The sequence below is a fragment of the Kitasatospora purpeofusca genome, from assembly GCF_034043715.1.
Classification (GTDB): domain Bacteria; phylum Actinomycetota; class Actinomycetes; order Streptomycetales; family Streptomycetaceae; genus Kitasatospora; species Kitasatospora purpeofusca_A.
The window spans coordinates 75,347-98,399 of record NZ_JAXCLC010000022.1; the positions used below are offsets into that span (position 1 = coordinate 75,347).

The following is a 23,053-nucleotide window of genomic DNA, read 5'->3' on the forward strand; positions in this document are numbered from 1 at the left end:
TGCGGGCGGGCCGGGAAGTCAGCTCTTGATGCGGTTGGTGAGCTCGGTGACCTGGTTGTAGATCGAGCGCCGCTCGGCCATGAGCGAGCGGATCTTGCGGTCCGCGTGCATCACCGTGGTGTGGTCGCGGCCGCCGAACTGCGCGCCGATCTTCGGCAGCGAGAGATCGGTGAGCTCGCGGCAGAGGTACATGGCGATCTGGCGGGCCGTCACCAGCACCCGGCTGCGCGAGGATCCGCAGAGGTCGTCCACGCCGAGGCCGAAGTAGGCCGCGGTCTGCTGCATGATCACCTGGGCGGTGATCTCCGGTCCGGCGTCCTCGGCCCCGCCGGGGATGAGGTCCTTGAGGACGATCCCGGCCAGCTCCAGGTCGACCGGCGCCCGGTTGAGGTTGGCGAAGGCGGTGACCCGGATCAGGGCCCCCTCCAGCTCCCGGATGTTCCGGGTGATCCGGGACGCGATGAACTCCAGCACGTCGGCCGGGGCGTTGAGTTGCTCCTGGATCGCCTTCTTGCGCAGGATCGCGATCCGGGTCTCCAGCTCCGGCGGGGTGACGTCGGTGATCAGTCCCCACTCGAAGCGGTTGCGCAGCCGGTCCTCCAGCGTGGTCAGCAGCTTCGGCGGCCGGTCGGAGGAGAGCACGATCTGCTTGTTGGCGTTGTGCAGGGTGTTGAAGGTGTGGAAGAACTCCTCCTGCGTGGACTCCTTGCTCGCCAGGAACTGCACGTCGTCCACGAGCAGGATGTCCATGTCCCGGTAGCGCTTGCGGAAGGTGTCCGCCTTGCCGTCCCGGATCGAGTTGATGAACTCGTTGGTGAACTCCTCCGAGGACACGTAGCGCACCCGGGTGCCCGGGAAGAGGCTGCGCGAGTAGTGCCCGATGGCGTGCAGCAGGTGGGTCTTGCCCAGCCCGGACTCGCCGTAGATGAAGAGCGGGTTGTACGCCTTGGCCGGTGCCTCGGCGACCGCCACCGCCGCCGCGTGCGCGAAGCGGTTGCTGGCGCCGATGACGAAGGTGTCGAAGAGGTACTTGGGGTTCAGCCGGGCGGCCGGCTCGTCCTTGCGGGACCCGCCCGCGGGCGGCGCGCCGGGCGGCGGGGGGACCCCCGGTACCGCCGGCCGGTCGGTGGCGCGCTCGGCCGGAGCCTTGTCCGCGGGGCGCCCGGCGGGGCGGCCGCCGGGGGCACGCCGACCGGAGCCGGTCCGCGGGTGCTCGCCGGGGCCGGGGCCGTAGGCGCCGCCGAAGAGGTCGCCCTGGGTGGTCGAGGACGGCGGCAGGGCCCGCGGCGCGGGCCGGTCCATCGACTCGTCGGACTCGCCGTAGGCGGGCTGCTGCTCCTGGTAACCGGGCCAGACCGGCCCGGCCGGCGGTCCGCCGTAGGGCGCGGGGCGCTGCTCGTAGCCGCCGGTGTCGTAGCGGGGCCGGGCGTAGTCGGACTCGTAGGGGCGCGGGTAGCCCGGGCCGCCGTAGTGGCCCTCGTCCTGCGCGTGGCGCTCGTCCTGCCGGTGCCGGTCGTCCTGCTGCCGCCGGCGGTCGTCGTGGCGGCGGTCGTCGTGCCGGGGCTCGTCGTGCCGGCGGTCGTCGTCCTCGTCGTCCTCGTCGTCCTCGTCGTGTTCCGACGGGTTCGGGTACGGCTCCACGGGTGCCTGGGCGGCGGGCATGGTGGGCATCGCGTTGGCGTCGACCATCACGGCGATCCGCACCGGGCGGCCCAGCTCACGGGAGAGCGCCTCGGTCAGCTGCGGCAGCAGCCTTCCCTCCAGCACCTGCTTGGCCCGTTCGTTGGGGGCCGCCAGCAGGGCGGTGTCGTGCATCATCCACATCGGCTGGGTGCGCTGCACCCACTGTTTGTCCATCTCCCCGACGTCCGGGTCGTCGACCAGCCGCTCTACGACCCTCGCCCAGACCGGGACGAGGTCGCTGTTGACATCAGCCACTGGTGCACGCTTTCCAATGAACAAACCAGACAAGTTCTGCAACGGTAGTCAGCGAACAGAGCCGGATCAAGTCGTTGTCCACAGCCTGTGGGCAAACCGCCTCCCGACGGCCGGTTTGACCCTCGTGCCCCGTCCCGCGTACCGTAACCAGGTCGAGTTGTCGATGGCCGCTGCCGCATGTCCGCGGGTCCACCCGCTCCATAAGGCGCGCAGCACGGGCGCCGTGGATTGCCCCAAACCCCAGCCGAACTGGGGTGATGGGCCGGATTTCCGTATTTGGGGAGATCACGCGGACGCACGGTGACGGCCAAGCGATCACCCGTCATCCTACGATTCACCTCAGGAGCCCCCGAGTGAGCAAGCGCACCTTCCAGCCGAACAACCGTCGTCGCGCGAAGACCCACGGCTTCCGGCTGCGTATGCGTACCCGCGCCGGCCGCGCCATCCTGGCTGCCCGCCGTGGCAAGGGCCGCACCAGCCTGTCCGCCTGATCCGCACAAGAGTCTGTTGTGCTGCCCTCCGAGAATCGGCTGCGGCGGCGCCAGGACTTCGCGACCGCAGTCAAACGCGGTCGTCGGGCCGGTAAGCCCTTGCTGGTCGTCCATCTCGCGAGGGAGGACGGCTCCGGGGACCACACCGACCGGACCAGCGACATCCGCCCGCACGTCGCCGAGGGGACTCCTTCGGCGCGTGCGGGTTTCGTCGTGAGCAAGGCCGTCGGCCCGGCGGTCACCCGCAACCTGGTCAAGCGCCGGTTGCGGCACCTCGTGCGTGATCGTCTGTCCCGGCTGCCCGCCGGTAGCCTGATAGTGGTGCGTGCGCTGCCTCCGGCCGCGTCCGCCTCGTACCAGGAACTCGAACGTGACCTGGACGCGGCGCTCAAACGGCTGCTCAAGGCCGAGCATGCTGTTTCGGCGCCGACGGGAGCAGGTCGATGAAGTACCTGCTGATGGGTCTGATCAGGGTCTACCAGTGGACCATCAGCCCACTGCTCGGTCCGGTGTGCCGCTACTACCCCTCCTGCTCGCACTACGGCTTCGAGGCCGTGCGGACGCACGGAGCGGTGAAGGGCGGCGCACTGACCGCGTGGCGCATCCTGCGCTGCAATCCATGGACGCCCGGTGGGGTCGACCATGTCCCGCCGCGTAAGCATCCGGTGTGGCACCGCCGGCTGCGGGACCGGCTGAAGGGCCGGTCCGCCGCCGACCAGCCGGTGATCATGCCCCCCGCCGGTCCGGACCCAGAGGGCCCGGCGACCATTGGCCCTGTGGGGCCGATCCCAATGTCCAAGGAGCCTGACCGGTGACCTTCTCCTTCCTCAACCCCTTGTACACAGCGGTGTCCTGGATCATCGTCCAGTTCCACTCGCTGTACAGCCACGTCTTCGATCCGAACGGTGGCTGGGCCTGGGGTCTGGCCATCGCCTCGATGGTGGTCGTCATCCGGATCTGCCTGATCCCGCTCTTCGTGAAGCAGATCAAGGCGACCCGGGCCATGCAGGCGATCCAGCCGAAGATGAAGGCCATCCAGGAGCGGTACAAGAACGACCGCCAGCGCCAGTCCGAAGAGATGATGAAGCTGTACAAGGAGGCGGGTACCAACCCGTTCTCCAGCTGCCTTCCCATCATCGTCCAGGCGCCGTTCTTCACCGCGCTCTACGGAGTGCTCGCCAAGGTCGCCGACGGCAAGCCGATCGGCGTGATCGACGGCACCCTGCTGGACAGTGCCCAGCAGGCCCACATCTTCGGTGCCCCGCTCTCGGCGACCTTCGTCGGCAGCAGCGAGGTCAGCGTCAAGATCGTCGTCGCCGTCATGATCGTCATGATGTCGCTGTCGCAGTTCATCACCCAGCGCCAGCTGATGACGAAGAACGTCGACCTCACCGTGAAGACGCCGTTCATGCAGCAGCAGAAGATGCTGATGTACGTCTTCCCGATCATGTTCGCCGTGATGGGCATCAACTTCCCGGTCGGTGTCCTGGTCTACTGGCTGACCACCAACATCTGGTCGATGGGCCAGCAGCTGATCGTCATCCGCAACAACCCGACGCCGGGCAGCAAGGCCTGGGACGAGCGCCAGGAGCGGCTGAAGAAGCAGGGCCGGCTGAACCCGGACGGCTCGGTCATCCAGGGCCCGCTCTGGGGCCTGCTGCCGGCGAAGAAGTCGGCCGCCACCGCCGAGGCCGTGGTGGAGGAGTCGGTGCAGGTGCGCCGCCAGCAGCCGCGGAAGCAGACCAAGTCGCAGCGCCAGCACGGTGCCGGCCAGCCGGCGAGCCTGACCAAGGACGCCCCGGCCGACCAGCCCGCGGACGCGGTGCCGGCGGACTCGGTGTCCGCGGATTCGGCCGACAGCACGAGCACCGGTGCCGGTGGTGCCGGTGGTGCGGCCAAGCAGACCGCGGCCCGTCCCGCGGGCGCCAAGCCGGCCGCGACCCGTCAGCAGGGCGGCCGGCAGCAGCCCAAGCGCGGCGGGCAGCGGCCGAAGAAGAAGTGACCGGCCCGGCCCGAACCGCCTCCGCGGCCCCCTGAACCTCGTTACCGGCCCACCAACCGGGCCCATCTCCGAAGGAGTCCATCAGTGACGGAAGGCACCACCTCCGCCGTCGAGGCCGAGGCCGCCCCCGGCGCCGACGAGAACATCGTCGCCCGCCTGGAGCAGGAGGGCGACATCGCGGCGGACTACCTGGAGGGTCTGCTCGACATCGCGGACCTCGATGGCGACATCGACATGGACGTCGAGGGGGACCGGGCCCTGGTCTCCATCGTCAGCGACGGCAACGACCGGGCCCTGCATCGGCTGGTCGGCCAGGACGGCGAGGTGCTGGAGGCGCTGCAGGAGCTGACCCGGTTGGCCGTCCACCGGGAGACCGGCGAGCGCAGCCGCCTCATGCTGGACATCGCCGGCTTCCGGGCCCGCAAGCGTACGGAGCTGGCAGCCCTCGGGTCCCAGGCGGCGGAGCAGGTCAAGAGCTCCGGCGAGCAGGTCAAGCTGGCTCCCATGACCCCGTTCGAGCGCAAGGTCGTCCACGACGCGGTGGCCGCGGCCGGTCTGCGCAGTGAGTCGGAGGGCGAGGAGCCCCAGCGTTGCGTGGTCGTGCTGCCGGCCTGACGGCCGGGCGACCGCCGGCCGTCAGGGCGGCCGGCATGCGACACGAGGACCCGACCCCGTCCGCCTCGCGCGGGCGGGGTCGTCGTCCCTTCGCGGGGCGCTGGCCCGGCGAGAGATGTTTCACGTGAAACGGTGCAGGAGCGGGTCGGTGGATCCGGGGAGCGGAGAGGTCGAGATGGACACGGAGAGCGTGCCTGCCGGAGAGCCGGAGCCGGCGACGGGGGCCGGTGGTCCGGATGCCGGGAGCGCGTCCGCCGGTGGGCGGCCGGCGGTCGAGCCGCCGCCCGCCCCGCCGGCCGTCGCCCGGGAGGTCTTCGGCGAGCGGTTCGACGCCGCCGTCCGCTACACCGAGCTGCTGGCGACCGAGGGCGTGACCCGGGGCCTGATCGGCCCGCGCGAGGTGCCCCGGCTCTGGGACCGCCATGTGCTGAACTGCGCCGTGCTCGCCGAGCTGCTGCCGGCCGGGACGACGCTGTGCGACGTCGGCTCCGGCGCCGGGCTGCCCGGCATTCCGGTGGCCCTGGCCCGCCCGGACGTCTCGGTGACCCTGCTGGAGCCGCTGCTGCGCCGGACCACCTTCCTGGAGGAGGTGGTCCGCGAGCTCGGTCTGGAGAATGTCACCGTGCTCCGCGGCCGGGCCGAGGAGATGGTCGGCAAGGTCGCGGTGGAGGTGGTGACCGCCCGTGCGGTGGCGCCGCTGGAGCGGCTGGCCGGCTGGGGCCTCCCGCTGCTGAAGCCGTACGGCCAGATGCTGGCGCTCAAGGGCGACAGCGCGGAGCAGGAGCTCGCCGACTCACGGGCCGGACTGGCGAAGCTCGGCGGGGTGGAGTGGTCGGTCATCTCGGTCGGCGACGGCACCCTGGAGACCTCGACCCGGGTGATCCAGGTCAAGGTGGGCGAGAGCCCGGGCGGCGTGCGGGCGGCGACCCGTCGGGCCAAGGCCGCGGCCAGGGCGGGCCGGGCCGGTGCCGGGGGCGCGACCCGCGGCGGCGACCGCGCCCGCAACCCCCGGCGGCGTCCCCGCTGACATCCGGCGGGTCCCGACACGGGCGGGTGGTCCTCGGACCACCCGCCCGTGGTCGTCCGCGGCCCTCGGGCGGCAGTCCGGCGTTCCGGTGACGGGAGGGCGGCCGGCGGGACGACATGGGGTTCACCGGAGTGTCGCATCGTCAGAATTCCGACATTGCGGGCATGGTGTTTCACGTGAAACGTCGCTCTCTGCTCTCGGGAATCCTCGCCCGCAGCCGGGCGGTGACTGTTGCCGCTCCGGTTTCACGTGAAACACTGAGCCCCATGCAGGACTCGGAGACCATCGACCAGATCGATGACACGCCCATCGCGCGTGCCGCCCAGGCTGCGGTCCAGGCCATCGGCCGCGCGGGCGAAGGACTGCCCCGGCCGGCCGCCACCCGGGTGATGGTGGTGGCCAACCAGAAGGGCGGGGTGGGCAAGACCACCAGCACCGTCAACCTCGCCGCCTCGCTGGCCATGCACGGGCTGCGGGTCCTGGTGGTCGATCTCGACCCGCAGGGCAACGCCTCGACCGCGCTCGGCATCGACCACCACGCCGAGGTGCCCTCGATCTACGACGTACTGGTGGAGGGCAAGCCGCTGGCCGACGTGGTCCAGCCGGTGGTCGAGGTCGAGGGGCTGTTCTGCGTCCCCGCCACCATCGACCTGGCCGGCGCGGAGATCGAGCTGGTGTCGCTGGTGGCCCGGGAGAGCCGGCTGCAGCGCGCCATCGCCGCGTACGAGCAGCCGCTGGACTACATCCTGATCGACTGCCCGCCCTCGCTGGGCCTGCTGACGGTCAACGCCCTGGTCGCCGGCCAGGAGGTGCTGATCCCGATCCAGTGCGAGTACTACGCGCTGGAGGGCCTCGGCCAGCTGCTGCGCAACGTCGAGCTGGTCCGGGCGCACCTCAACCCGGCGCTGCACGTCTCCACCATCCTGCTCACCATGTACGACGCCCGGACCAGGCTGGCCGCCCAGGTGGCGGAGGAGGTCCGGACGCACTTCCCGCAGGAAGTCCTGCACACCGCGATCCCGCGCTCGGTCCGGGTCTCGGAGGCACCGAGCTACGGTCAGACGGTGCTCACCTACGACCCCGGCTCCACCGGTGCGCTCTCCTATCTGGAGGCGGCCAGGGAGCTGGCGCTGCGGGCGGTGCCCGCCGCGGGCGGCGGCTCGTTGGTGGGGCAGCAGCGGGACGGTTCGGGGCAACAGGGCGCCCCGGTCGCACAGCACGGTACGACGGAGGGCAATCGGTGAGTGGTCGCAGGGGTCTGGGACGAGGACTCGGGGCGTTGATCTCCCCGGTGGCCCCGGCAGGCGGAGGAGCCGGGAGCACGACGCAACCCGCCGCCGCCCCGGTGCTCCCGTCCGGCGCGGCGTCGCCCACGGCGGTGCCGACGCTGCCCTCGGGCCGGGGCACGCTGGCGGCCAAGGCGGCCGCGGAGAGCCAGCGCGAGCAGGCCGCGGCCGAGGCGGAGCTCGCCCGGGTGACGGGCGCCTACTTCGCCGAACTGCCGCTGGACGCGATCACGCCCAATCCGCGTCAGCCGCGCGAGGTGTTCGACGAGGACAAGCTGGCCCAGCTGGTCGCCTCGATCAAGGAGGTGGGCCTGCTCCAGCCGGTGGTGGTGCGCCAGTCCGCGCCGGGACGCTTCGAGCTCATCATGGGCGAGCGGCGCTGGCGGGCCTCCCGGGAGGCCGGGCTGGAGCTGATCCCGGCGATCGTCCGGGCCACCGAGGACGACAAGCTGCTGCTGGACGCCCTGCTGGAGAACCTGCACCGGGCGGAGCTCAACCCGCTGGAGGAGGCGGCCGCCTACGACCAGCTGCTGCGGGACTTCTCCTGCACCCATGACGAGCTGGCGGACCGGATCGGGCGCTCGCGTTCGCATGTGTCCAACACGCTGCGGCTGCTGAAGCTGCCGCCGGCGGTCCAGCGGCGGGTGGCCTCGGGGGTGCTCACCGCGGGCCACGCCCGGGCGCTGCTCGGGGCGCCGGACCCGGAGCGGCAGGAGGAGCTGGCCAAGCGGATCATCGCGGAGGGGCTCTCGGTGCGGACCACCGAGGAGATCGTCGCGCTGATGGACCGGGAGGAGCGGCCCAAGCGTCAGGCGCCCAAGGCCGGGAAGATCCTCTCGCCGGCCTTCAACGATCTGGCGAGCCGGCTGTCCGACCGCTTCGAGACCCGGGTGAAGGTCGAGGTCTCGCAGCGCGCCGGCAAGCTCGGCAAGGGCAAGGTGGTGTTGGAGTTCGGCTCCGTGGAGGACCTCAACCGGATCCTGGACAGCCTCGCGCCCGGCGAGGACGGACTGCGGCTGTCGCAGAACTGAGCCGGGCCGATCGCGGGACGCGATGGGTGCATGTTCCACGTGGGCGCTGTTCCACGTGAAACATGCACCCATCGGCATTCGGGGGCAATGCTCGATCGAGGAGTGGACGAGGAGGTGCGGGGCATGGGACGCCGGATCGTTCCGTTGACGCTGGACAACCTCGCGGATCTGCCGTCGACCTGCCGCTCCTGTGTGTTCTGGGAGCTGGACCCGGTCAGCGGCCGGGCGGCGGTGGAGTCCGGCAAGCCCGAGCTGGAGAAGGAGGGGTGGATCTCCGCGGTGCTGCTGGAGTGGGGGTCCTGCGGCCGGGTCGTCTACGTGGACGAGCAGCCGGCCGGGTTCGTGCTCTACGCCCCGCCCGCGTACGTGCCGCGTTCGCAGTCCTTCCCGACCAGCCCGGTGGCCTCGGACGCCGTTCAGCTGATGGTCAGCCGGGTGCTGCCGGGCTTCCAGCGGCAGGGGATCGGCCGGGTGCTGGTGCAGACGGTGGCCAAGGACCTGCTGGGCCGGGGGTTCCGGGCGATCGAGGCCTTCGGGGCGGTGGGGCGGCAGCCGGTCAGCTGTGTGCTGCCGGCCGAGCACCTGCTGGCGGTGGGCTTCAAGACGGTCCGCCCGCACCACCGCTACCCGCGGATGCGGCTGGAGGCGCGGACCACGCTCTCCTGGCGGGGGGACGTCGAGGGGGCCCTGGAGCGGCTGCTGGGCGGCGGCCGGAAGGAGCCGGCGCTACGGCCGTTCTGAGCGGGCCGCGGTGCCTGCGGGCTGCGGACCCGCGGCCCGCAGGCTCGGGTGGAGGTGCGGGGAGGCGGGGACAACGGACGAGGGCGGGACTCCCGGTGGGGAGTCCCGCCCTCGTGGCGTTCCGGGAGACGGACCTAGATCAGGCCGTCCAGCTCCCGCAGCAGCGCGGCCTTCGGACGGGCACCGGTGATCTGCTTCACCGGCTCGCCGTTCTTGTAGAGGATCAGGGTCGGGATGGAGATCACGTTGTACGTCGCGGCGGTCTGCTGGTTCGCGTCGACGTCGAGCTTGGCGATGGTGAGCTTGTCGCCGTGCTCGGCCGCGATGTCCTCCAGGACCGGGGCGACCTGACGGCACGGGCCGCACCATTCGGCCCAGAAGTCGACGAGGACGGGCTTGTCGCTCTTGAGGACGTCCGCATCGAACGTCGCGTCGGTCACAGTGGTGGTGGCGCCGGCCACGGTCACTCCTAAGGGTCAAGCGGGAGGGGGTCTGCCAGGTCTACAACACCGCACGGGGCGGATCTGTTTCGTCCCGGCGGGGGCGGGTGTGTTCCACGTGGAACACACCCCGTCCGGACGGTGGATCGCTTCGGGTCAGACCGCGACGGTGGCGGCCTGGGCCTCCAGGTCGGCCAGCGAGGCCAGGTAGCGCTCGGCGTCCAGCGCGGCGGAGCAGCCGGTGCCGGAGGCGGTGATGGCCTGGCGGTAGGTGTGGTCGACGACGTCGCCGGCGGCGAAGACACCCGGGATGTTGGTGCGGGTGGAGGGGGCCTCGACCTTGAGGTAGCCCTCGGCGTCGAGCTCCAGCTGGCCCTTGAAGAGCTCGGTGCGCGGGTCGTGGCCGATCGCGATGAACAGGCCGGTGACCGGGAGCTCGCGCAGCTCGCCGGTGGTGGTGTCGCGCAGGGTGACACCGGTCAGCTTCGGGTCGCCGTGGATGGCCTCGACCGCGCTGTCCCACTCGAAGCTGATCTTCTCGTCGGCGAAGGCGCGCTCCTGCATCGCCTTGGAGGCGCGCAGGGTGTCGCGGCGGTGGATCACCTTGACGCTGCGGGCGAAGCGGGAGAGGAAGGTCGCCTCCTCCAGGGCGGTGTCGCCGCCGCCGACCACCGCGATGTCCTGGTCGCGGAAGAAGAAGCCGTCGCAGGTCGCGCACCAGGACACGCCCCGGCCGGACAGCTTGTCCTCGTTGGGCAGGTCCAGCTTGCGGTGCTGGGAGCCGGTGGTGACGATCACCGCGCGGGCCCGGTGGACGTTGCCCTCGGAGTCGGTGACGGTCTTGACGTCGCCGGTGAGGTCGACCGAGACGATGTCGTCGGGGATCAGCTCGGCGCCGAAGCGCTCGGCCTGGGCCCGCATGCTGTCCATCAGCTCGGGACCCATGATGCCGTCCCGGAAGCCCGGGAAGTTCTCGACCTCGGTGGTGTTCATCAGCGCGCCACCGGCGGTGACGGCACCCTCGAAGACCAGGGGCTTGAGGGAGGCGCGGGCCGTGTAGAGGGCGGCGGTGTAGCCGGCGGGGCCGGAACCGATGATGATCACGTTACGGACGTCGCTCACTGCATCTCCTGGTTCGCATCGCGACCCGCGTTTGCTGCGGGGAGGGCGGTCCTGCTCCGCCGCCCGGGACAACGACTGACCAGTGTCTCGCATTCCCAGGGGGATCAGTACCAGGCGACCGCACTGTGGGAGTGTCGCGCGGACCGTGGCATGGATCGCACGGGAACCACCGCTCAGGGCGCCGGAACGGTCAGATGGCGCAGGACCGGTCCGCAGTCGGGGGCGCGGAGGTAGACGTCGAGCAGCTCGGGACGGCCGGGCAGGGCGTACACCAGGAGGTCCGCGGCCGCGCCGGCGTAGCTGCCCCGGTCGGTGGCCAGTAGTGCGGCGGTGCTGGGGGGCGGGCAGGCCGGGGTGGAGCGGTTGCCGCCGGCGAGGCCCTGGCCGCCCTCCGCGGGCGGTACGGCGGTGGCCCCGAACGACTCCGAGGGGTCGGTGGCGGCGGGACCCGAGCCGGGGCCCGCGGCGGGCCCCGAGGAGGGCCCCGAGGAGGGCCCCGAGGAGGGCCCCGAGGAGGGCTTGACCGGGCGGGCGGTGCCCGCGGCGGTGAGCAGCTGCCCGACCTGGGCGGCGAGCTGGTCGTCCAGGTAGACCGTGCCGCCGGTGGCACGGTCGGTCCTGGTCCCGGCGGGGCTCTCCGGGACGGCCGTGCCGACGGCGGGGCGGGCGGCCGCGTCGGCGGTGGTGCTGAGGTCCTGCCGCCCGGAGGAGGACAGGGACAGGAAGGCGCCCCCGAGGCCGAGGGCGAGCAGCGCGGCGGCCGAGCCGAGCAGCAGCGCCCTCCGGCGCGCCGGGCGGGGCCGTCCCGGGCCGGTGCCGGTGGCGGGGCGGGCCGGTGGGGCCTTGGGCGCCGCGGCGGGCGCGAGCCGGGCGGCCGGCACGGCCGTGGTGGTGGGTGCGACGGCAGGTGCGGCGGACGTGGTCGGTCCGGCGGCGGCCGCGAGAGCGGCGTCGATCCGGGCGGCGACATCGGCCGGTACGGCCGGGGGCTCGGCCGCGCCGAGCAGCGCGCGCACCTCGGCGAGCGCGTCGACGGTCTCCCGGCAGTCGGCGCAGCCGGCCAGGTGCTCCCGGAGCGCCTCGGCCTCGGCGGGGGCGAGCAGGTCCTCGGAGAGGTCGGCCAGCTCGTCGACCGAGGGGTGCGGTCCGGCGGTGGGGTCGGGGAGGGAGGGCGGTGCCGTCATCGCGTGCTCGCATCTCCTTCCAGAATCGGCCGGGCTGGATCCGGGGCTGTCCCTGTGACGGTGCGCCCGCCCGGTGGGTTCCCGGACGGTCGGGAGGTGCCGCCCGAGGCGGATGTTTCACGTGAAACACCGCTCCCCCGCGACCCCGGGTCCGGATCCTCGCGCAGATGCCGGACGAGCGGCAGCAGCCGGGCCCGGCCCCGGGCGCAGCGGCTCTTCACCGTGCCCACCGGGACCCCCAGCAGTTCGGCCGCCTCGGCGACCGGATAGCCCTGCATGTCGACCAGGACCAGGGCGGCCCGCTGCTCGACCGGAAGCTCGGCGAGCGCGGCGGACAGCTCGCGGTGCACCTCGGCGCGCACCACCGGGGAGTCGGCCGGTTCGGCCGAGCCGACCAGGGCGTCCAGCCGCTGCGGGTCGTCGTCCAGCGGCTTGGTCCGGCGGGTGGCCGCCCGGCGGGCGCGGTCCAGGCAGGCGTTGACCACGATCCGGTGCAGCCAGGTCGTGACGGCCGAACGGCCCTGGAAGGTATGGGCGGAGCGGAAGGCGGAGACCAGGGCGTCCTGGAGGGCGTCGGCGGCCTCCTCGCGGTCGCCCAGGGTGCGCAGGGCGACGGCCCAGAGCCGGTCCCGGTGGCGGTTCACCAGCAGGCCGAACGCCTCCCGGTCGCCGCCGACGTGCCGGGCGAGGAGCGCCGCGTCGTCGTCGGCCCGCTCCGGTCCGTCCTGCGCCACGTCCACCCCTCGCCGTTCGTGTCCCGCCGCCGAAGCCGGCGGGTCAGCCGAAGACCTTCACGTCGCCGAGGAAAGCCTGGTACTTGCCCTGGTTCGGACCGTCCGGATTCTTGGACAGGTTGGTCAGCCAGATCAAGAGATAGCGGGTGGTGACCGGGCTGTCCAGGCTGTACTCGACCGCGGTGCCGGCCTTCTTCCCCAGGACGGTGAAGTCACCCGGCTTGGCGGTCTGCGCGTTGCCGACGCTCTTGCCCGGCATCCGGAGCTCGGCGGTGGTGGCGGTGCTCCACTTGAGGGTCACCTTGGAGACCGTCTGCACCGAGCCGAGGTCGAGCAGCAGCCCGGTGCCCTCCTTGGTGCCCGGCTTGGACCCGAACGCGTCGCTGTACCAGTTGGTCTGCCACTCGCTGGCGGGGTCCTCGTCGATGGCCTTGGGCAGGCTGGCCGCGCCGTCCGCCTTCTCGCCCAGCGGGTTGTAGGACAGCGCCTCCTTGACCGGGATCGGAGCCGGGTCGTGGGTGGCCGCGTGGGCGGTGGGGGTGGCGGAGGTGGAGCTGGCCTGGGGGGAGGCGACGGCCGTGCTCCCCGGGCGCAGGCTGTCCACCAGCTGCCAGGAGGCGACGCCGATGGCGCCGAGGGCCACCGCCGACGCGGTCATCTTGACCACCGTGCGCAGCCGCCGTCCGCTGCGCCGCACCGGCGCGACCACCGGGGCCGGCGCGGTGCCGGGGGCGGCGACCACCCGGGTCGGGTTGGGCGCGGTCGGCAGCGCGTGGGTGTTGTGGCGCGGCGGGCTGGGGAAGGCCGGGAGTTCGGGCTGGGGCTGGCGGATGCGCGGCATCAGGGCGATCGCCCGGGCCAGCCCGTCGGGGGTGGTGATCGGCTCGGCGTGGTGCGGCGGGTGGTCGAGCAGGGCTCGGGCGGCCAGCTCGGACAGGCCCTTGTGGACGCCGGCGCGGACCTGGTCCGGCGCCACGTCGCGGAGGTTCCTGGGCAGGCCCTGGAGGTCGTAGCGGTCCTCGGGGTAGGGCCAGCGGTGGGTGAGGGCGGCGAACAGCAGGGCGCCGATGGCCCGGGTGTCGACGCGCTCGGCGTCCTCCCCGCTGCCCTCGCCGGTGAGGCCGCGCAGCGCGGCGTCCACCGCGATGCCGTTGATCCGGTACTGGCCGCTGTCGGTGCGCAGCACGCAGCGCGGGGTGAGCCGCAGATGGGCCTGGCCGCGGCGGTGGGCGGCCGCCACCGCGTCGGTGACCTGGCGGACCATCTGGTAGGCCTCGTGGGGCTCCAGCGGCCCGTCGGAGAGCAGCTTGGCGAGGTCGGAGGCGTGCGGCAGCCACTCCCGCACCACGTAGACCAGCTCGCCCTCCTGGACGGCGTCCAGGACCTGGACGAAGCGCGGGTCGCCGAGCAGGGCCGCGGACTTGGCGGCGGCCAGCACCTTGCGGGCGCGCTGGTGGCCGGAGGCCATCAGGTGGACCCCGACCGCCCGGCGGAGCTTCTCGTCGACCGCCCGCCAGCTGCTGAAGGTCTCGGTGGAGGAGATGCACTCCTCCAGCCGGTAGCGGTGGCCGATCATGTCGCCGCTGCGGCGCTGCGGGGCGGGCAGGGTCTGCGGCAGGGTGGCGGTGTCCCGGGGGTCGTGGGTCGGCTGGGGGTCCCGTGGGGGGCGTTTCGCGGGTGCCGTGGCGGCCGGGCCGGGGGCGGTCCGGCCGGCGGCGGCGTCGCCGGAGGCCAGCTCGGCGGCGATCTCGGAGACCGACAGCGGGGCGGTCGTCTCCGAGGTCGCCTCGCCCGCGGCCGGTGCGGCGGGCGCCGCGGGCGCGGGCGGGGCCGTAGTGGTCGCGGCGGGGGCCGTAGTGGTGGCGGCGGGCGCGGCCGACGGCACGGCCCGGGCCTCCCCGTCGGTGCTCTTCGCGCCGGCGTCCGCGCCGCTGTCGGTACGGCCGCCGGGGCCGTCCTTCTCCGCGGTGGAGCCGGCCGCGGTGGCCCGGGCCGTGCCGTCGGCGAGTTCGTCGACCGCCGCGGCGAGCGCGGCCTCGTCCGCCGCCCCGTCAGCTGCCGATGTGTCGACGACCGCCTTGGTGCCATCAGCCACCGTGGTCCTGCCTCCCCTTGTGTCGCCCCGGGCCTGAGAGAGAGTCGTTGGAACGCATCGGCGGGTGACTCCGGTGCTCCAGGACAATTGTGCCCACTGTTCTCCACCGGGTACGACCGCCGAAAGGTCCGAGCGGTTGCCTGATGGTGGAGAGATGTGGTGCAGATCCGACGCCGGGCCGCCCTGCCGGGCCCGGGACGACCCGGGACCAGCGGCGGCCCGACCTCGGGTCAGCGGCCCAGTCGGCCGCGCACCATACCCAGCATGGCGTTGAGTTCCTCGATCCGCAGCCGCTTCGCGATGAGCACGAAGACGGCCAGCTGGAGTCCGCCGGCCAGGACGACCGTCAGCACCGCGCCGGCCCAGCCGCCGACGACCTCGGTGACCGCCAGGCTGACGGCCAGACCGACCACCGCGGCCGGGACGGAGGCCGTCGTGAGGCGGGAGTAGGTCCTGCCGATCCGCTTGGTGTCCAGCCCGCCGATCTTCTTCTTCAGCTTGGGCACCGCGACCGTCACCCCGATGGCGTACGCGAGGCCGTAGCCGAACGCCATCCCGGTGACTGTCCACTCCGGGGGCAGGAGCACCCAGCAGAGCAGCGAGAAGCCGGCCTGGCAGGCGGCCACCCACACGGTGTTGGAGAACGGGGTGCGGGTGTCCTCGTAGGCGTAGAAGCCTCGGAGCATCACGTACTGCGCCGAGTAGGGGATCAGGCCGAGGGCGAAGGCGGAGAGCATCAGGCCCACGTTGCGCGCGTTCTCCAGGGCCGTGCCGCCGCCGCCCACCGCGTAGATGGACTGGCCGATGGCCGGTCCGAGCGCCAGGAAGAGGAACGAGGCCGGGACGACCGCGACGGCGGTGGTGCGCAGTCCGTAGGAGATGTCGTCGCGGACGGCGCCGGCGTCCTCGTCGGCGGCCGCGCGGGACAGCCGGGGCAGCACCGCGCTCATGATCGAGACGGTGATGACGGCCTGCGGGAGCTGCCAGATCAGCAGCGCGTTGGAGAAGGCCGCGAGGCCGACGCCGCCGTGGCCGCCCGTCTCGGCGTCGGCGCCGGCGGCGGTGGCCAGCTGGGTGATGACCAGGTAGCCGGCCTGGTTGGCGAGGACGAAGAAGAACGTCCACTTGGCCAGCCGGGCCGCCTTGCCCAGGCCGTGCCCGCGCCAGTCGAAGCGCGGCCGGAAGGCGAAGCCGGCCGCCCGCAGGTACGGGATCATCGCCAGGGACTGCACGGTGAGGCCCACCAGGGTGCCGATGCCGAGCAGCCGGACGCCCTCGGGGGTGATCGACTCCGGCTTGACGTGGGTGCCGTCGAAGCCGCCGTAGACCCAGATGTAGGCGCCGAAGGTGAAGATCACCACGAGGTTGTTGAGGACCGGGGTCCACATCATCGCGCCGAACCGGCCGCGGGCGTTGAGGATCTGGCCCATCACCACATGGATGCCCATGAAGAAGATGGTCGGCAGGCAGTACCGGGCCAGCGCCACGGTGGTGTCCGCGCGGGCCGGGTTCTCCATCATCGGATGGGCGATCAGCTGGACCAGCACGGGTGCCCCGAGCACGGCCAGGAACACCACTCCGGCCAGGCCGACCATCACCAGGGTGAGCAGCCGGTTGGCGTAGGCGGTGCCGCCGTCCGCGTCGTTCTTCATACTGCGGACCAGCTGCGGCACGAAGACGGCGTTCAGCGCGCCGCCGCCGATCAGGATGTAGAGCAGCGTCGGCAGGGTGTTGGCGGCGTTGTAGGAGTCACCCATCACGGCGATGCCGATCGCGCCGGCGATCACCATGGTGCGCAGGAAGCCGGTGCCCCGGGAGACCAGGGTGCCGGCCGCCATGATCGCGCTGGAGCTCAGCACCGAGGCGATCCTGCCGCCGGCGGCGGGCTGCTCGGCGGGCGCGGCCGGAGCGGCGTCGACGGGGTGGGCGTGCTCCTCGGCCGCCAGGTCGGCGAGCGGCTCCACGGCGGGCGGCAGCTGCACCGCGGCCACCTGGAGGGTGGCCTCCGCCTCGGAGAGCGGCGGGTCGAACTCGATCGGCGGGACGAACGGCCTGGGGCCGTCCTGGCCGCCGTGGCCGTACGTGGGCTGCGGCCCGTGCTGCGGCGCGTGCTGTCCCGGGTACGCGCCGGCCGGGGGGAACGGCGCGGCCGGGGCGGCGGGCGGGACGGCGGCCGCGGGCGGCTGGGCGCCGTACTGCTGCCCGCCGTGCTGCTGGACCGGGTACTGCTGGGCGCCGTGCTGCTGGGCGGGGTACTGCTGCCCGCCGTGCTGCTGGGCGGGGGACGCCTGGGCCGGCGGGCGCGGGGCCTCGGCCGTGGTCCGGCCGCCGCCGAACAGCGAGTCCACCCCGACGTACTCGGTGGACTCGGCGTCCCAGGCGGAATGCGCCGGGCCGGGCTGCCACTGCTGCTGCCCGCCCCAGCCCTCGGCCGGGGGAGCCGGCGCCGCGGGGGCGGCCGGAGCACCCGGCTGCTGCGGCCGGTCGTCGCGCCAGTCCGCCCGCGGGGGGGTGTCCCAGCCCGGCTGGACCGGGGGCACCGGCGGGCCGAACGGCGTCGGCGGCACCGGGTAGTCGTCGCCCTGCGGCGGCAGCTGCGGCGGCACGTCGTACGCGGCCACCGGCTGCTGCGGCGCGACGGGCGGGGCGGTCCGCAGACCGTACGGGTCCGGCTCGCCCGGACCCTCGCGGTACGCGTCGGCCGCGTACGGGTCCTGGGCGTAGGTGTCGGCCACGTACCAGTCGCCGGACGGCGACTCGGCCCCCGGACGGCCCTCTCCGCGGCCGGGAGGCCGCTCCTCGCTGCGCCCGGTCATGTCACCTCTTCGCTGTCGTGGGGAGGCCGCTCCGGAGTCGGGCGGTATCGGCGCTGTCAAGGACCAACCTTCTCATCACTGGTGGCCCGATCCCGGCCATCCGCGCTGCTGTCGCGCGGTGTCCGCGCCGCTCCGTCGTGTTCCGGCCGTTCCGGGCCGTCCGCGTCCCCGGCGTCGGCGGCGGTCCCGGGGCCGTTCCCGCCCTCACCCCGGCCCGGCCCGTCGGTGTCGTCCGGGCCGGCCCCGCCGTCCTGCGGGGCGAGCGGCGCGTCACCCTCGTCGCCGTGCGCCACCCGGCGCTTGCGCTGGCGGACGAACCGCAGCGCGGCGAGCAGGAGCAGCAGCGCGGCGCCGCCGAAGACGTAGAGCACCCCGTTGGTCACCGAGGTGACCTGGACGGTGAAGGTCACCGGTTCGCCGTACTTCTGCGGGTTCGGCCCGGTGGTGTAGAGCTGGGCGGTCATGCTCACCGGCCCGTTGTTCTTCGCCTCGGCGGGGAAGCGCAGGGTGACGCTCTGCGAGGCGGGGAGCACCAGTTCCTCGGTCGGCAGCTCGACCCGGAGCCGGTTGGGCTGGGCCGGGGTGAGGACCAGCTTGAGGTTGGTGACCGTCTGGGTCAGGTCGTTGCGGACGCTGACCTGGAGCACTCCGGTGTCGCCGGCGAAGGTGATCTCCCGCTTCGGCGGCACCTTCACCGCGCCGGTCAGCTCCTTGAGGTAGCGCTTCACGCCCTCCCGGTAATCGGCCCCGGCCGGACCCTCGGTGCGCCACTCGGTGGACAGCGAGCGGACCATGGCCGCGCTGAACGGGCCGCGCACCCGCTGCGGCAGGGTCAGCACCCGCATCAGCGTGTCCAGGTCGGTCTGGATCCGGGTGGTGGTGGTCAGGTCGAAGGCGGACAGCTCCGAGTCCCGGGCCCGGGCCGGGTAGTCGGCGGGGGCGGGGACGGCCGTGCTCGCCCTGGGGTCCGGCGGCAGCTGGGCGAGGGCGTCCAGCCTGACCGGCTCCACCCACTTGCCGTCCTGGGCCGCCTGGAGGGCGCTCGCGAGCACCTTGGCCGCGTCGGCGCCGAGGTCGCGCGGCGGCATCACCAGCAGGCCGCGCGGGTTCTGCGGCTCCTGGCGCGAGATCACGAAGGTCTCGGCGAGGAACCGCTGGACGGCCCGGCTCTGCTCCTCCTCGGTGGTGAGCCCGTCCTCGAACAGCGAGGAGATCAGCTGGTCGGCGACCAGCGCGGTCTGCCCGTTGCCGATCGGCCGGGCGGCCGAGGGGGTGTACTTCAGCGCGTCGGACTCGGGCATGCTCGCGCCGTTCACCAGCACCAGGCTGTTGCCGGTGCGCTGGGCGACGGCGGCGATCCGCTGGTCCAGGTAGCCCCGGTGGGGCCAGGCGACGTCGGCCCGGGTGTCCACCGACAGCCGGCCCTCGACGGTCAGCCGGCCGGCCGTGGCCGCCTTGCCGAGCGCGGTGTCGATGCCCTCCAGCTCGGGGGCGTTGTGCGCGATCGAGGCGAGGTCGGGATCGGCGTACGGCAGCGCCACCACCTGGCTGCCCGGCTTGGCCACGGCGGCCCGGAGCTTCTCCAGCCAGGCGGTGGCGGCGGCGGTGCCGGTACCGGGGACGGTGTTGTCGTCCTTGGCCGCGTTGCCCCCGGTGCCCGGCTTCTGCACGACGTAGCGCCTGGTCATCGCGAACGCGGTGTCCAGCAGGTCCGGGTCCACCACCCAGGTCAGCCCGGTCAGCGCGGCGCCCGTGTCGACCAGCGCGTACAGCCGGCCGCCGGGGGCGAACTCGGTGGCCAGGCTGTCGTCCCGCAGCACCGGGACGGTCTGGTCGTTCTCGGAGAGGGTCTGCGCGGCCAGCACCGGCGCGTGCACCAGCGGCCAGAGGGTGGTCACCTTGGACGGCTGGGCGTCGGCCGGGGACGGGTTGTAGGGCAGGTAGCTGCGGGCGATGCCCAGCGGCCGGTCGCGCTGGTTGTCGGCGGTGGAGCCCCAGACGTCCACCGCCAGCTCGTACACCCCCTCGCCGGAGAACTGCAGGTCGGCGACGGCGACGCTGAGGGTGTACGGCTGGCTCTGGCCCGGGCCGAGCTCGTTGAGGGCGTACTGCGGGCTGTCCATCGAGATGCCGTCCGCGTTCAGCGGGACGCTCCGGGAGGACACCGAGGCGAGTTCGCTGCGGGTGGTGAGCGGCTTGCTCGGCCAGGGCCGGCGGACGGCGGCGTGCGCGGACTTCAGCACCGACCGGCCGGCGTTGGTGACGTGCCCGGTGATCGTCACGGTGCCGCTCTGGACGGCGACCGGCTTGCTCACCGACTCGATGGTCATCGTCACCGGGAGTTCGGCGCTGACCGCCGTGTCGGCGACCGGCCTGGTCCCCCCGGCCGGGGCCGCGCCGGCGGAGCCGGGCAGCGCCGCGGCCAGCACCAGCGCGGCGCCGAGGGCGCCCGCCAGCCGCCGCACGGTTCGTCCCAGGGCCCGCCCGGGGCGCCCGTCCGCCTCCGGACCGGGGTGCCGTGCCGGCTCACTCACGCGGTTCGCCCTCGTTCACGGGTTCGCCCTCGCCGTTCTCGATCGCTGCTGCTGCTGCCGTGCTGCTGCGGATGTTCCGTCGGCCGTGGAATGCCGGGAGGAGCAGCCGTGAAGAAAGTGGGCGGCCCGGTGCCCCGGTGGCCGTGGCGGCGCACGGCGCCGCGACCCGTGCTCGGTGCATCCGGACTCGTTCCACCGGCATGGTAACGATGTGGTGAGGGGTGCGGTGTTGCGGGCCGGGGAGTGAGCCGGTGGAAACACGCGGGCGACCGGGCCGCCGGGCCACGTACCCTTGTGAGCCGTGTCCACTGCCAATGAGCCCACCGCCCACCCGACCGGCGCCCATCGTTCCGGTTCCGTCCTCCAGGTCGTCCCCGGCCTGAGCGAGGCGCAGACCCTGGGACTGCAGGAACTGCTGCGGGTCTCCCCGGTCGCCGACGAGATCGCCCGCCGCTTCCAGGCGGCCGGTCACCGGCTCGCGCTGGTCGGCGGCTCGGTCCGGGACGCCCTGCTGGGCCGGCTCGGCAACGACCTCGACTTCACCACCGACGCGCGTCCGCAGCAGGTGCTGAAGCTGGTCAAGGGCTGGGCCGACGCGGTCTGGGACGTCGGCATCGCCTTCGGCACGGTCGGCGCGCGCAAGGACACCCCGGAGGGCTCCTTCCTGATCGAGATCACCACCTACCGCTCCGAGGCGTACGACCGCACCTCCCGCAAGCCCGAGGTGAGCTACGGCGACACCATCGAGCAGGACCTGGTCCGCCGCGACTTCACGGTCAACGCGATGGCCGTCGACCTGCCCGGCCGGGGCTTCGTCGATCCGCACCGCGGCCTGGACGACCTGGAGGCCCGGGTGCTGCGCACCCCCGCCACGCCCGAGGAGTCCTTCTCCGACGACCCGCTGCGGATGATGCGGGCCGCCCGGTTCGCCGCCCAGCTGGACTTCGAGCCGGCCCCCGAGGTGGTCGCGGCGATGACCGCGATGGCCGAGCGGATCACCATCGTCTCCGCCGAGCGGGTGCAGGCCGAGCTGAACAAGCTGCTGCTGGCCGAGCACCCGGTCAAGGGCCTGCGGCTGCTGGTCGACACCGGCCTGGCCGACCACGTCCTCCCGGAGCTGCCGGCGCTGCGCCTGGAGCGGGACGAGCACCACCGCCACAAGGACGTCTACGAGCACTCGCTGACCGTCCTGGAGCAGGCGGTCGACCTGGAGCAGGACGGCCCGGACCTCACGCTGCGGCTGGCCGCGCTGCTGCACGACATCGGCAAGCCCCGCACCCGCCGCTTCGAGCAGGACGGCCGGGTCTCCTTCCACCACCACGAGGTGGTGGGCGCCAAGATGACCCGCAAGCGGATGCGTGACCTGAAGTACTCCAAGGAGCTCACCGAGGACGTCTCGCGGCTGGTCGAGCTGCACCTGCGCTTCCACGGCTACGGCGGCGGCGAGTGGACCGACTCGGCGGTGCGCCGCTACGTCACCGACGCCGGCCCGCTGCTGGAGCGGCTGCACAAGCTGACCCGCTCCGACTGCACCACCCGGAACCGGAAGAAGGCGGCCTCGCTTTCCCGCACCTACGACGGCCTGGAGAGCCGGATCGAGGAACTCAGGGAGCGGGAGGAGCTGGACGCCGTCCGCCCCGCGCTGGACGGCAACCAGATCATGGAGCTGCTCGGCCTCCGGCCGGGCCCCGCGGTCGGCAAGGCGTACAAGCACATGCTGGAGCTGCGGCTGGAGCACGGCCCGATGGAGCACGAGGCGGCGGTCGCCGCGCTGCGCGACTGGTGGGCCGCCCAGCAGTAGGGCGCGCACTGCCGCGAGGGGTGGTCCCGGGGGTCTCTCCCGGGACCACCCCTCGTCCGTGCGCGGGCCGGTCTGCGCGGACCGGTCGGCGCGGGCCCGCGTACGGGCCCGGGCGCCGGCTCAGAGCTTCTTCAGGCAGAGCACGAAGCTGAGCGCCTCCGTGCTGGACTCACGGGTGTAGGTGCTCTCGGCGCCGGTGACGTTCTCACAGGCCTTGTCGTTGTCGCTGGTCCCGTAGACCTTCTTGAGCACCTTGTACTGGGCCTTCGGGTCGCCGCAGGGCAGCATGGTGATCCGCGGGCTGGCGTCGTGGGTGGCGCTGGTGCCGTTCTCGTTGCGCAGGCAGTCGCCGACCTTGGCGGTGTCGATGTCGCTGGCCACCTTGGTGGCGGACGGCGTCGGCAGGGTGATCGTCGGCACCGGCACCGGTGCCACCGAGACGGACGGGAAGGTCGGCGCCGGGAAGGTCGGCACGGTCACCGTGGGCATGACCAGCGGGCGGCGGGGGACGTCGTGCGCGGTGGACGCGAAGAGCGCGCCGGTGGCGATCAGGACGATCCACGAGCCGACCCCGAGCACCGGCAGCAGCAGCATGAAGATGTGCGGGCGCTTGGTGAGCGGCACGCCCGGGTCCAGCTGCGGCCCGTGGGTGCCGGGCGCCGGCGGCGGCAGGTCCTTGATCTTGTTGTGGGCGGCGAGGTTCCGCAGCAGGGTGACCACGGTGAAGATGCCGGAGAGGTAGCTCCACCAGCCCTGCACCAGGGTGCGGGCGGACATGTCGCGGACCACGGCAGTGCCGCAGGTGCGGCAGAACGGTCCCGGCTGCTTCAGGAACCGCATGATGATGATGATGCCCTGGTGGCCGCGGACGGTGGTCTCGACGGCCGGGAAGCCGCCGCAGAACCGGCACACCGGACCGCCCTGCGCGGCGTAGCCGGCCGGTGCCGGGTAGCCCCCGGCCTGCGGCGGGTAGGCGTAGCCCCCCGGCGGGGCCTGGGCGGGTGCGCCGTAGCCGGGTGCGGCCGGCGGCGGTGCGGCCGGGTAGCCGTAGCCGGCCGGGGCCGGTGCGCCCACCGGCTGCGGGGCCGGCTGGCCGGCGTACGGGTTGCCGGTGGCGTACGGGTTGGCGCCGTCGGCGGGCGGCGGCGAGCCGTACGGCATCTGGGGCGGAACGGACATGGGGATCCCCCGGGGGA

General features: G+C 73.2%; 19 protein-coding genes. 10 read left to right on the forward strand and 9 right to left on the reverse strand.

What is annotated here, in order from left to right; translation table 11 throughout:
- Positions 1 to 18 precede the first annotated feature (18 nt).
- The gene (gene dnaA / locus SM793_RS14010) at positions 19 to 1,938 is read right to left on the reverse strand and encodes a chromosomal replication initiator protein DnaA (protein WP_320438485.1); all 1,920 of its coding nucleotides are present in this window, start codon (positions 1,936 to 1,938) and stop codon (positions 19 to 21) included.
- A 353-nt stretch (positions 1,939 to 2,291) separates the two neighbouring features.
- Here dnaA and rpmH point away from each other — a divergent pair, with 353 nt between their 5' ends.
- From rpmH to SM793_RS14055, 9 genes are all read left to right on the forward strand, one after another.
- Positions 2,292 to 2,429 (forward strand): 50S ribosomal protein L34, encoded by a 138-nt coding sequence (rpmH, locus tag SM793_RS14015; RefSeq protein ID WP_030392420.1) that lies wholly within the window; start codon positions 2,292 to 2,294, stop codon positions 2,427 to 2,429.
- Positions 2,430 to 2,447: 18 nt separating this feature from the next.
- Entirely contained in the window at positions 2,448 to 2,876 is a 429-nt protein-coding gene (gene rnpA, locus SM793_RS14020) for a ribonuclease P protein component (RefSeq protein WP_078879736.1), read from the forward strand.
- Positions 2,873 to 3,244, forward strand: coding sequence for a membrane protein insertion efficiency factor YidD (gene yidD / locus SM793_RS14025; RefSeq protein WP_320438486.1), 372 nt, complete (start codon positions 2,873 to 2,875; stop codon positions 3,242 to 3,244). The genes rnpA and yidD overlap by 4 nt, the downstream gene beginning before the upstream one ends.
- Positions 3,241 to 4,431, forward strand: a complete 1,191-nt coding sequence (gene yidC / locus SM793_RS14030; RefSeq protein ID WP_320438487.1) for a membrane protein insertase YidC — start codon at positions 3,241 to 3,243, stop codon at positions 4,429 to 4,431. Before yidD ends, yidC begins: the two co-directional genes overlap by 4 nt.
- Before the next feature lie 84 nt (positions 4,432 to 4,515).
- The gene (locus SM793_RS14035) at positions 4,516 to 5,046 is read left to right on the forward strand and encodes a protein jag (RefSeq protein WP_320438488.1); all 531 of its coding nucleotides are present in this window, start codon (positions 4,516 to 4,518) and stop codon (positions 5,044 to 5,046) included.
- Positions 5,047 to 5,221: 175 nt separating this feature from the next.
- Positions 5,222 to 6,073 carry a 16S rRNA (guanine(527)-N(7))-methyltransferase RsmG gene (rsmG, locus tag SM793_RS14040; protein WP_320438489.1) on the forward strand — a complete coding sequence of 284 codons (852 nt, stop codon included), beginning with the start codon at positions 5,222 to 5,224 and terminating at the stop codon, positions 6,071 to 6,073.
- Between the two features lie 266 nt (positions 6,074 to 6,339).
- On the forward strand, positions 6,340 to 7,317 hold the full coding sequence (locus tag SM793_RS14045) for a ParA family protein (protein ID WP_320438490.1): 978 nt from the start codon (positions 6,340 to 6,342) through the stop codon (positions 7,315 to 7,317).
- Positions 7,318 to 7,352: 35 nt separating this feature from the next.
- Positions 7,353 to 8,390: a ParB/RepB/Spo0J family partition protein gene (locus SM793_RS14050; RefSeq protein ID WP_413815952.1), complete on the forward strand. Its 1,038-nt coding sequence runs from the start codon at positions 7,353 to 7,355 to the stop codon at positions 8,388 to 8,390.
- A 123-nt stretch (positions 8,391 to 8,513) separates the two neighbouring features.
- Complete coding sequence (locus SM793_RS14055; protein ID WP_320438492.1) at positions 8,514 to 9,131, forward strand: GNAT family N-acetyltransferase; 618 nt, start codon at positions 8,514 to 8,516, stop codon at positions 9,129 to 9,131.
- A gap of 134 nt (positions 9,132 to 9,265) precedes the next feature.
- On the opposite strand, the gene trxA is transcribed toward SM793_RS14055, so the two are convergent.
- From trxA to SM793_RS14090, 7 genes are all read right to left on the reverse strand, one after another.
- Positions 9,266 to 9,592, reverse strand: coding sequence for a thioredoxin (gene trxA / locus SM793_RS14060; protein ID WP_320438493.1), 327 nt, complete (start codon positions 9,590 to 9,592; stop codon positions 9,266 to 9,268).
- A 135-nt stretch (positions 9,593 to 9,727) separates the two neighbouring features.
- Positions 9,728 to 10,693, reverse strand: a complete 966-nt coding sequence (gene trxB / locus SM793_RS14065; RefSeq protein WP_320438494.1) for a thioredoxin-disulfide reductase — start codon at positions 10,691 to 10,693, stop codon at positions 9,728 to 9,730.
- Positions 10,694 to 10,866: 173 nt separating this feature from the next.
- Positions 10,867 to 11,877, reverse strand: coding sequence for an anti-sigma factor family protein (locus tag SM793_RS14070; protein ID WP_320438495.1), 1,011 nt, complete (start codon positions 11,875 to 11,877; stop codon positions 10,867 to 10,869).
- Complete coding sequence (gene sigM / locus SM793_RS14075) at positions 11,874 to 12,617, reverse strand: RNA polymerase sigma factor SigM (RefSeq protein ID WP_413815953.1); 744 nt, start codon at positions 12,615 to 12,617, stop codon at positions 11,874 to 11,876. Before sigM ends, SM793_RS14070 begins: the two co-directional genes overlap by 4 nt.
- 37 nt (positions 12,618 to 12,654) lie before the next feature.
- Positions 12,655 to 14,706: a serine/threonine protein kinase gene (locus tag SM793_RS14080; RefSeq protein WP_320438497.1), complete on the reverse strand. Its 2,052-nt coding sequence runs from the start codon at positions 14,704 to 14,706 to the stop codon at positions 12,655 to 12,657.
- A gap of 230 nt (positions 14,707 to 14,936) precedes the next feature.
- The gene (murJ, locus tag SM793_RS14085) at positions 14,937 to 17,522 is read right to left on the reverse strand and encodes a murein biosynthesis integral membrane protein MurJ (protein ID WP_320438498.1); all 2,586 of its coding nucleotides are present in this window, start codon (positions 17,520 to 17,522) and stop codon (positions 14,937 to 14,939) included.
- Between the two features lie 56 nt (positions 17,523 to 17,578).
- Entirely contained in the window at positions 17,579 to 20,056 is a 2,478-nt protein-coding gene (locus SM793_RS14090) for a DUF6049 family protein (protein ID WP_320438499.1), read from the reverse strand.
- Between the two features lie 379 nt (positions 20,057 to 20,435).
- Here SM793_RS14090 and SM793_RS14095 point away from each other — a divergent pair, with 379 nt between their 5' ends.
- Positions 20,436 to 21,857, forward strand: coding sequence for a CCA tRNA nucleotidyltransferase (locus tag SM793_RS14095; protein WP_320438510.1), 1,422 nt, complete (start codon positions 20,436 to 20,438; stop codon positions 21,855 to 21,857).
- Between the two features lie 120 nt (positions 21,858 to 21,977).
- On the opposite strand, the gene SM793_RS14100 is transcribed toward SM793_RS14095, so the two are convergent.
- Entirely contained in the window at positions 21,978 to 23,036 is a 1,059-nt protein-coding gene (locus SM793_RS14100) for a hypothetical protein (protein WP_320438500.1), read from the reverse strand.
- Positions 23,037 to 23,053 lie beyond the last annotated feature (17 nt).